The 10,069-nt window shown below is 66.0% G+C and carries 6 protein-coding genes; 1 reads left to right on the forward strand and 5 read right to left on the reverse strand.

Annotation, left to right across the window (positions count from 1 at the left end; translation table 11 throughout):
- Positions 1-140 precede the first annotated feature (140 nt).
- Positions 141-1,010 carry a crotonase/enoyl-CoA hydratase family protein gene (locus tag ACTJJM_RS18950; RefSeq protein WP_049413283.1) on the forward strand — a complete coding sequence of 290 codons (870 nt, stop codon included), beginning with the start codon at positions 141-143 and terminating at the stop codon, positions 1,008-1,010.
- A 12-nt stretch (positions 1,011-1,022) separates the two neighbouring features.
- Here ACTJJM_RS18950 and ACTJJM_RS18955 read toward each other — a convergent pair whose 3' ends face one another.
- The 5 genes from ACTJJM_RS18955 to ACTJJM_RS18975 all read right to left on the reverse strand — a co-directional run bounded on the left by ACTJJM_RS18955 (position 1,023) and on the right by ACTJJM_RS18975 (position 9,790).
- Complete coding sequence (locus tag ACTJJM_RS18955; protein ID WP_099560710.1) at positions 1,023-3,746, reverse strand: response regulator; 2,724 nt, start codon at positions 3,744-3,746, stop codon at positions 1,023-1,025.
- A gap of 1 nt (position 3,747) precedes the next feature.
- Positions 3,748-4,887 carry a response regulator gene (locus ACTJJM_RS18960; RefSeq protein ID WP_006364528.1) on the reverse strand — a complete coding sequence of 380 codons (1,140 nt, stop codon included), beginning with the start codon at positions 4,885-4,887 and terminating at the stop codon, positions 3,748-3,750.
- A 205-nt stretch (positions 4,888-5,092) separates the two neighbouring features.
- Positions 5,093-6,604 (reverse strand): lysine--tRNA ligase, encoded by a 1,512-nt coding sequence (gene lysS, locus ACTJJM_RS18965; RefSeq protein WP_440865881.1) that lies wholly within the window; start codon positions 6,602-6,604, stop codon positions 5,093-5,095.
- Between the two features lie 96 nt (positions 6,605-6,700).
- Positions 6,701-8,341 (reverse strand): acetolactate synthase large subunit, encoded by a 1,641-nt coding sequence (locus ACTJJM_RS18970; RefSeq protein ID WP_440865882.1) that lies wholly within the window; start codon positions 8,339-8,341, stop codon positions 6,701-6,703.
- 63 nt (positions 8,342-8,404) lie between these two features.
- A complete protein-coding gene (locus ACTJJM_RS18975; RefSeq protein ID WP_440865883.1) occupies positions 8,405-9,790 on the reverse strand; it encodes an NAD-dependent succinate-semialdehyde dehydrogenase in 1,386 nt (461 codons plus the stop codon).
- Positions 9,791-10,069: the final 279 nt, after the last annotated feature.

Consider the following 10,069-nt stretch of genomic DNA (forward strand, 5'->3'; position numbering starts at 1 on the left):
TACCGGAACGTGGCCGGTACAGCGCTTGCGGGCGGTTCACGACGGGTGCATAGAATCAGTCGCCGCCGCACGTTCAGCCCGCCCCCTCACTCCTCTCCGTCCGCTCTGCGGTTGGCCGGACGGTCACACGGAGAACTCCCATGTCCGCAGTACGCCCCATCATCACCCGCCCCTCGCAGCACCCTACCCTGCGTATCACCGAGGAGCCCGAGCGGGATGTCTACTGGATCCACATGCACGCCAACCTGGTCAACCAGCCAGGCCGACCGTGCTTCGCCTCGCGCCTGGTCGATGACATCGTCGACTACCAGCGCGACCTGGGCGACCGCCTCAGCGCCTCGCACGCCCTGTCACCCCATGTCGTTCTTGCCTCGGACAGCGACGTGTTCAACCTGGGGGGCGACCTAGAACTGTTCTGCCGCCTGATCCGCGAAGGCGACCGCGCCCGCCTGCTCGACTATGCCCAGCGCTGCGTGCGCGGCGTGCATGCCTTCCATGCCGGCCTGGGCACCCGTGCCCACAGCATCGCCCTGGTCCAGGGCAATGCACTGGGTGGCGGCTTCGAGGCCGCACTCAGCTGCCACACCATCGTCGCCGAGGAAGGCGTGCTGATGGGCCTGCCCGAGGTGCTGTTCGACCTGTTCCCGGGCATGGGCGCCTACTCCTTCCTGTGCCAGCGGATCAGCCCGCGCCTGGCCGAGAAGATCATGCTGGAAGGCAACCTCTACACCGCCAGCCAGCTGAAGGAGATGGGCCTGGTCGACATCGTGGTGCCGGTGGGCGAAGGCGTTGCCGCGGTCGAACAGGTGATCAAGGAAAGCCGACGCATTCCGCACGCATGGGCAGCGATGCGTGAGGTCAACGAGATCGCCACCATGGTGCCGCTGCATGAAATGATGCGGATCACCGAGATCTGGGTGGACACCGCCATGCAGCTCGGCGAGAAGTCCCTGCGCACCATGGATCGGCTGGTACGGGCGCAGGCCCGGCGCAATGGCGACCCGGCCTGAGCGTCTGGCGGGTCAGGACGGGCTGCGCTCGCTGTCGTCGCGGTGCGGTGCCCCCGCGCCACGGGCAGCCAACGCATTCCTGCCGTTGCGCAGGGCGGTCGCCAGGCTGCCGAGGCGGGCGCTCCATTCACCCTTCAGCTGCCAGTCCGCCATGCGCATGATTTCGCCACTGGAGGCGGCAACCTGGACAAGCCCCAGGTTGCTCGCCACACCGCGCAGCGCGTGTGCGTGCTCGCGGAAATCCTCCCAGGCCTGGCGCTCGCCGCAGCCCTGCAGCTGGCCCATGCTCGCGTCGACGTCCGCCAGGCATTGGTCGATGAACTTGCGTTCGAAGCCATCGCCCATGCCCAGCGACGCCAGCTCGTCCAGTACTGCGGTATCGAGCACGCCATCGCCGACCGGCAATGCCGGCACCGACTGGATGCCAGACTCGGCGCGGGTGTTGGCGGCGACATCGGCCAGCACTTCAAGCAGGCGGGTGGCCACCACGGGCTTGGCAAGGAAGGCGCGGGCACCGGCCTGCTCGCAACGCAGGATGGACTCGGGGGTGACGTCCGCGCTCAGCACCATGACTGGAACGTAAGGCATGCCACTGGCCTGCATCACCCGCAACTGCTTGAGCAGATCCAGTCCGCTCATGCCGGGCATGTGCAGGTCGACGATCGCCGCGTCGTAACTGGCCTGCTCCAACGCATCCAGCACTTCGGCGCCGCCATTGACGCAGGTGACCTTGTGGCCGGCCTTCTCCAGCAACCGCTGCAGCACCATGCGGTTGGCTTCGTGGTCGTCGGCCACCAGAACCCGCAGGCTGCGCACCCGTGCACGATGGCGCAGGAAGGGATTGGAAAACGCGATGACATTCCCAGCTTCAGCCACCTCGGACGGAACCGCCGGGGCTGATGAGGTGTCTGCGACGTCCAGCGTGATCTCGACCCAGAACACGCTGCCGCGCGGGCTGTTCGGCGCATAGCCGACCTGCCCGCCCATCGACTCGACCAGGCCCTTGGCAATGGCCGTGCCCAGACCGGTGCCTTCATGGCGACGGGCCAGGCCGACATCGCCCTGCTCGAAGGCATTGAACAGGCGCCCGCGCAACGCCATCGGCACGCCGATGCCGGTATCGACGATCTCGAATCGCAGGCGCATCCGCTCGCTGCCCAGCGCATCGGGGCTGGACACGCGCAGATGCACGTAGCCGCTGTCGGTGAACTTGACCGCGTTGCCCATCAGGTTCAGCAGGATCTGCTGCAGATGCCCGGCATCACCCAGCAGGCGCGGCGGCACGTTGTCGTCCACCTGCACGCGATAGTCCAGCGATTTGGAGCGGGTCTGCGGGGTGAGGATCAGGTTGATCGCCTGCAGCACATCGGCCAGCGCGAACTCGTGCCACTCCACGCGCACCTTGCCGGCTTCGATCGCGGAGATGTCCAGCACTTCTTCCACCAGCGCCAGCAGGCTGCGCGTCGAGGCCTGGATGGTGTTCAGGCACTCGCGCTGTTCATCGTCCAGGCGGGTGGTGGCCAGCACCTCGGTCATGCCGGCCAGCCCGTTCAACGGCGTGCGGAATTCATGGCTCATGTTGGCCAGGAAGCGGCTCTTTGCTTCATTGGCCTGGCGCGCCTCGGCCACCGCCCGGGTCAAGGCATGCAGCAGCGAATCGAAGTACAGCGGAATCGCGCCCAGGCCCAGCAGCAGGCCCCAGCCAAGATAGTCGTGGCCGCGCCAGTATGGCGACAGCATCACCGTGCACAGGAAGGCCAGGCAGCCCATGGCAGTGGCCACGCGCAGGTAGGTGCTGCCGTAGCGCATGCCGTTGCCGATCGTGACCCACAGCATCACCGCATACAGCGGTGCCGCCGGCTCGCCCTGGATCGTCATGATCCAGGCCATGCAGGTGTAGTCGGTCAGCATGCCGATCACCCTGCGCACATGCGACACACCCGGATTGACCAGGATCGCGGTCAGCAGGCCGGCGGAAATGGTCAGCTCGAAGGCGAGGATCAGCCACGTTGTCGTCAGCGCTTCCCCGCCACCGCTCAGCGAACGCCAGCCGAGATAGCTGATGAACAGCGCCGTGATGATGATGCGGATCAGGTTCTGCGCGTGCTCGCTGTCCTCGCGCCCGGAAAGGCGCTGCTTGAAGCGGGCCAGCAGCGAGCGCTTGTCGGAGCCAGCGGCGGGCGTCGTATCCATGGTCGGATGTCGCATCCTTCGGCGCAGCAGGGAGGAGCAGCACAACGGTACTGCCAGCAACCCCAACCACAGGGAAATGGCCAGGCCAAGGTTGGCCTGCCAGTAAGGGGTCAACAGCACGGTGGTGCCGAAACTGACCATCGCCAGCACGATGGCAGCGGCCAGGTAGCGCGGCCCGAAGCGCAGGCCGTTGCCCACCGTGACCCACATCACCACCGCATACACCCACGCCAGCGGCTCGCCCATCTGGATCATGCCGACCGCGATCAGGCCGTAATCGGCCAGCATCCCAGCCACGCGCCGCGGGTCCGAGCGCTCAGGCTTCCACAGCAGCCAACCGCACAGCAGTAGCGACAGGCCCAGCCCGGTCAGCACCGTTGCCAGCACGCCTTGGTACTGGTCCAGCCGGTGCAGGCGGGCACCGGACAACAGTACATAGACCAGGATCAGCGAGATCAGCACCACGCGCACGATCGCCTGGCCATGTTCCGAATCCGGACGCTGCGCCAGCCGACGCCTCACGCGTGCGAACAGGTCCTGCATGTCACCCACCCGGTCGCGTCGATGCCGTCGAGTGCTGGGCGCAGATATCCATCAACTGCTGGTGACCGCGCATCAGCGCATCCACGCAGCGCGGGTCGAACAGTCGGCCACGCTGGGCGTACAGATAAGCCAGTGTGGCTTCCATGGTCCATGCTTCCTTGTACGGACGGGGTGAGATGAGTGCATCGAAGACATCGGCCACGGCGACGATGCGCGCTTCCAGCGGAATCGCCTCACCGACCAGCCCATCCGGGTAGCCGCTGCCGTCGTAACGTTCGTGGTGGCGCAGCGCGATCAATGCGCCGACCTGAATGAAGCGGTTCTGGCTGCCGCTGAGCAGTTCATGGCCGATGCGCGGGTGCCGGCGCATGATCGCCAGCTCCTCGTCGTTGAGCTTGCCCTGCTTGAGCAGCACGGCATCGGGAATGGCGATCTTGCCCATGTCATGCAGCGGCGCCGCCATCTCGATCAGGCGCACGTCGTCTTCGGGCAGACCCAGCTGCTCGGCGATCAGCCCTGCCACGCGCGCCATGCGCTCGAGGTAGGCACTGGTGCCGGCATCACGGAACTCGATCGCCCGCGCCAATCGCGACAGGGTCTCGCGTTCGCGTTCCTCGACCTCGTGCATGCTCGCCAGCAGGCGCTGCTCCAGCGACAACGCGCGTTGCTTCACATTCTCGGTCTGCTGGCGCAGCTGCAGCAGGTTGTAGCAGCGCGCGCGCAGTTCGCGCGGGCGGATCGGCTTGACCAGGAAATCGATGACCCCCGCTTCCAGCGCCGCCTGACGAATCGGCTCGTCGCCGACCACGGTGATCAGGATCACCGGAATGTCGCGATGCTTGGGCAGGCGGCGGAAACGGCGGGCGAACTCCAGCCCGTCCATCTCCGGCATGCGGTAATCGAGCAGCAGCAGGTCGACCGGATGCGCCTCGCACCAGGCCAATGCGGTCAGCGGATCACCGAAGTCATACACGCTCAGTTCGGGCGCGATGTCCTCGATGACGTGACGCAGCATCGTCCGGGCGGACGTCTGGTCGTCAACAATGACGATGTTCAACGCGTACTCTGCCTGGTTTCTCGACCATGCTGGATCATCAGCAGGCGAGGATACCCTGCCGCTGCGAACGCTCGCACCCTGCATCGGCCTGACTCCCGTGTCATGCGTCCCGGTTCATGATCGTCATCACATTGTGAAGCGGACTCTCCACAATGCGTACTCCCCCTGGCGCCGATCAAGCCATAACAGACGTCAAGGTAGTGCATTAACGATACGCCGAGTGCGGGAGGCGTCAATCGCGCCGTCTCATTTCGCGACGGCGCGCACAAACAGGAGTCAAAAAGACGACTTACTGCTCCGGACGCATGTACGGGAATAGCAGCACGTCCCGGATCGAGCTGCTGCCGGTCAGCAGCATCACCAGGCGATCAACGCCGATGCCGAGGCCGCCGGTCGGGGCCATGCCGTACTCCAACGCACGGATGTAGTCGGCGTCGTAGTGCATGGCCTCGTCGTCGCCACCCTCCTTCGCCGCCACCTGGGCCTGGAAGCGCTGGGCCTGGTCTTCCGGGTCGTTCAACTCGGAGAAGCCGTTGGCCAGCTCCTTGCCGTTGACGAACAGCTCGAAGCGGTCTGTGTAGCCCGGATCGTTGTCGTTGGCGCGGGCCAGCGGCGAGACTTCCACCGGGTGGTCGGTGATGAAGGTCGGCTGGATCAGCGTGTGCTCGACAGTGGCCTCGAAGATCTCCAGCAGCAGCTTGCCCCAGCCGTAGGACGGCTTGACGCGGATCTTCAAGCGCTCGCAATGGCGCAGCAGCGCGTCGCGATCGGTGCAGTCGGCCGCGGAGATTTCCGGGTTGTGGTGACGCACCGCCTCGTCCATGCGCCAACGGCGGAACGCCGGGCCCAGGTCGATCTTCGCCCCGTCCCACTCGACCTCGGTGCTGCCGTTGACGGCCTTGGCCACGTCACGGATCACGCCTTCGGTCAGGTCCATGATCTCGTTGTACGTGGCGTAGGCCTCGTACAGCTCCATCATGGTGAATTCCGGGTTGTGGCGGGTGCTGACGCCTTCGTTGCGGAAGTTGCGGTTGATCTCGTAAACGCGCTCCAGGCCACCCACGGTCAGGCGCTTGAGGTACAGCTCCGGCGCCACACGCAGGTACAGGTCCAGGTCCAGCGCATTGTGGTGGGTGGTGAACGGCTTGGCCGCCGCGCCGCCGGGGATGTAATGCATCATCGGCGTCTCGACTTCCAGGAAGTCGCGGCTGTCCAGCCAGGCGCGCATGGCGCGGATGATCTTCGAGCGCTTGATGAACACCGCGCGCGATTCCGGGGTCACGATCAGGTCGACGTAGCGCTGACGATAGCGCTGCTCGACGTCGGCCAGGCCATGCCACTTGTCCGGCAGCGGGCGCAGCGACTTGGTCAGCAGGCGGATCGATTCGGCCTTGACCGACAGCTCGCCGGTCCTGGTGCGGGTCAGGCCGCCTTCGACGGCGATGATGTCGCCCACGTCCCAGCCCTTGAAGGCGGTATAGGCATCGCCCAGCACCGTGCCCTGCAGGAACAGCTGGATGCGGCCGGACTCGTCCTGGATCTGCGCGAAACTGGCCTTGCCCATGATGCGCTTGGCCATCAGGCGGCCGGCCATCTTCACCTGGCGGCCATTGCCTTCCAGCGCCTCGGCGGTCCACTGTTCGACATCGGCGAACTCTTCCTGCAGGCGGCCGGCGAAGTCCTCGCGACGGAAATCGTTCGGATACGCGATGCCCTGCCCACGCAGCGCTTTGAGTTTCTCACGGCGCTCGGCGATCAACTTGTTTTCGTCGACGGGGGGGGTATCGGTAGCTTCGCTCATGGATCTGCGGGAATCGTGTAGTGAGGGGGGATGCTGCGCCGGCAAAGCCGGTTGGACAGCATACCAAAACCGCCCCGCCCCGGCCCCGGCGCTACCTCAGCCGTTCCCCGGGAAGGCCTGCCGCAACTCATCCACCAGCACCCGCTGGTTCTCCGAATAGTCCACCGGTACCGACACCAGGTGCACCCCACCCTCGTTGAAGGCCGCCTCCAGGGTCGGGACGAACTGCTCGATGGCCGTCACCTCATGCCCCTTGCAGCCATAGGCCTCGGCATACTTCACGAAATCGGGATTGCTGAAGGTCATGCCGTAGTCGGTGAAACCATCCACCGCCTGCTTCCAGCGGATCATCCCGTAGGCACCGTCGTTGAGGATCAGCACCACCAGGTTCAGGCCCAGCCGGCGCGCCGTCTCCAGCTCCTGGCTGTTCATCATGAAGCCGCCGTCGCCACACACCGCCAGCACCCGTCGTTGCGGGTACAGGATCGAGGCCATGATCGCCGACGGCAGGCCCGCGCCCATGGTCGCCAGCGCGTTGTCCAGCAGCAATGTGTTGGCCACCTGGGTGCGGTAGTTGCGCGCAAACCAGATCTTGTACATGCCGTTGTCCAGCGCCACGATGCCATCGGGTGGCATCACCTGGCGCACGTCGTGCACCAGCCGCTGCGGGGTGAACCGGGCCTCGTCGGCACGGTCGGCCAGGTGCTCGAGGATGGTCGCGCGCAGCGGCAGCAGCGCATCGGCATTGGGCACTGCACCTTCGATGCGATCGGCCAGCTGGGTCAACGAACGGCCGATATCACCGATCACCTCCACCTGCGGGAAGTACACCTGCTCCACCGCCGCCTGCGAGTAGCCGATATGGATCACGGTCGGCCCACCCGGACGCATCACGAACGGCGGCTTCTCGGTGACCTCATGGCCGATGGTCACGATCACATCGGCCTGGTCGATGGCCATGTGCACGTAGTCGCGCTCGGTCAGCGCCGCGGTGCCCATGTACAGGCCCGAACCACCGGCCACCGCGCCCTTGCCCATCTGCGTGGTGAAAAACGGGATGCCGGCACGCAGCACGAACGCCGATAGCGCCTCGCTGGACTGCGGCCGCGACGCCGCCGAAGCGATCATCAGCAACGGTCGCTTGGCATTGCGGATGATCTCCGCCGCACGGTCCAGTGCTTCCGGACTGGCGATGGGACGATCCACCGCGTGCGGCGGAATCAGCGCCACGTCCCCGACCTCATCGGCCGCGATGTCTTCGGGCAGCTCCAGCAGCACCGGGCCCGGGCGCTCTTCCAGCGCGGTGCGGAATGCCTCGCGCACGATCGTCGGGATGGTGCGCGCCGAGACGATCTGCCGCGCCTGCTTGGTCAGTGGCTTCATCGTGCTGACGATGTCGACGATCTGGAAGCGCGCCTGCTTGCTGGCGACGATGCCCTTCTGGCCGGTGATCATGATGACCGGCCACGCACCGAGCAGCGCATAGGCCGCACCGGTGGTGAAGTTGAGCGCACCCGGGCCAAGCGTGGCCAGGCACACGCCGGGCTTGCCGGTCAGGCGGCCATAGGTGGCCGCCATGAACACCGCCGCCTGCTCGTGACGGGTGATGACCAGCTCGATGCTGGAGTGGCGCAGCGACTCGACCACGTCGAGATTCTCTTCGCCGGGGATGCCGAAAATGCGCTCGACGCCTTCGTTCTCAAGCGCGGCGACAAGCAGATCTGAACCCTTGGACATTGGAATGCCGTCCTTTTCGCTGGACTGATGATGGATCGTTGCAGGAAGGATGGAAGCTGCGCGTCAACGCTTGTCGAACCAGACCGTCTGCGCGTTGACGAACTCGCGGATGCCGAAGTGCGAGAGCTCGCGGCCGAAGCCGCTCTTCTTCACGCCCCCGATCGGCACGCGCGGGTCGGAAGCAGAGAATCCGTTGACGAACACGCCGCCGGTCTGCAGCCGGCGCGCCAGCTGCATCGCACGGGCGCGGTCGCCGCTCCACAGGTTGCCGCTGAGGCCGAACTCGCTCTGGTTGGCCAGCTCCACCGCATGGTCGGCATCACGAGCGCGGCTGATCGAGGCCACCGGCCCGAAAGTCTCGGTATCGAAGGCCTGCATGCCCGGCTCCACGTCGGCCAGCACGGTGGGTGCGTAGAACGCACCCGGGCGATCCAGCTGATGGCCACCGACCAGCAGCTTTGCGCCCGCGTCCACCGAGGCGCGCACCTGCGCATCCAGCTGTTCCAACAGGTCCTGGCGTGCCATCGGACCAATGCGATTACCCGCTTCACGGCCATCACCGATGGTCAGCGCCTGCACCTTCTGGCAGAACTGCGCCACGAAACGGTCGTATACCGCGTCTTCAACGATGATGCGCTTGCCGGCGATGCAGACCTGCCCGGTGTTCTGGAAGCGTGAGGCCACCGCCGCATCGACGGCAGCGTCCAGATCGGCGTCGGCCAGCACGATGAACGGATCCGAGCCGCCCAGCTCCAGCACCACTTTCTTCAGCGCCTGCCCGGCCTGGGCGGCGATGCTGCGGCCGGCCGCCACGCTGCCAGTCAGAGTCACCGCCGCGATGCGGTCATCGGCAATTGCACGGCTGGTGCCGTCGCGGCTGATGTTGGCGGCGATGAAGGTGCCTTCCGGCAGCCCAGCATCACGCCACGCCGCGTCGAGCAGCTGCGCGGTACCGACGATGTTCTCGGCCGGCTTCAGCAGGAAGCCGTTGCCGCCCATCAGGATCGGCACCGCTGCGCGCATCACCTGCCAGTACGGAAAGTTCCACGGCATGATACCCAGCACCACGCCCAGCGGCAGGTAGGACACGTAGGCCTTGTCGTCGGGCACCTGGGTCGGTTCGTCGCGCAGGAACTGCGCACCGTTGTCGGCGTACCAGTCGCACAGCACGGCGCATTTCTCGATCTCGGCCAGCGATTCGGCCTGGACCTTGCCCATTTCGGCGGTAGCCAGCGCAGCCAACTTCTCACGGTCGCGGCGCAGTACCGCGGCCATCGCACGCAGTACATCCGCGCGCTGTTCGAGGCTCTTGGCGCTCCAGGCCGCGAAGCCGACCTGACCGCGATCGAGGATTGTTTCCAGTTCGGCGTCGGTGGCGAAGGGATGGCTGGCGATCTGTTCACCGGTGGCCGGATCGCGCGAAATGGCAGTGCTGGGGGCAGCGGACATGCAGGGCTCCTGTTGTCTCGACAACGGGCGGTGGCCCGTCTCCTGCACAGGAATGTGGACCCGATTGGCGGAGGCAACAAGGCGTCTGCTTATCCTGTGACCTGCACTTACCTGTCTGAATGGGGGGAGGTGCCGGCAGGGCTGCGCCCTGCACCCGCAGAGGCCAGGGTAACGTCAAGGTCAAAGGCCTGCATTCCGTGGGATGGCGGGGTGGGTCCGGTTGCGGGGGACGGCGTGAATACGTCCATGTAGCCTCGGTCGCGCCATCCATGGCGCTCA

The sequence above is a fragment of the Stenotrophomonas sp. 22692 genome (assembly GCF_052045015.1).
GTDB lineage: Bacteria > Pseudomonadota > Gammaproteobacteria > Xanthomonadales > Xanthomonadaceae > Stenotrophomonas > Stenotrophomonas geniculata.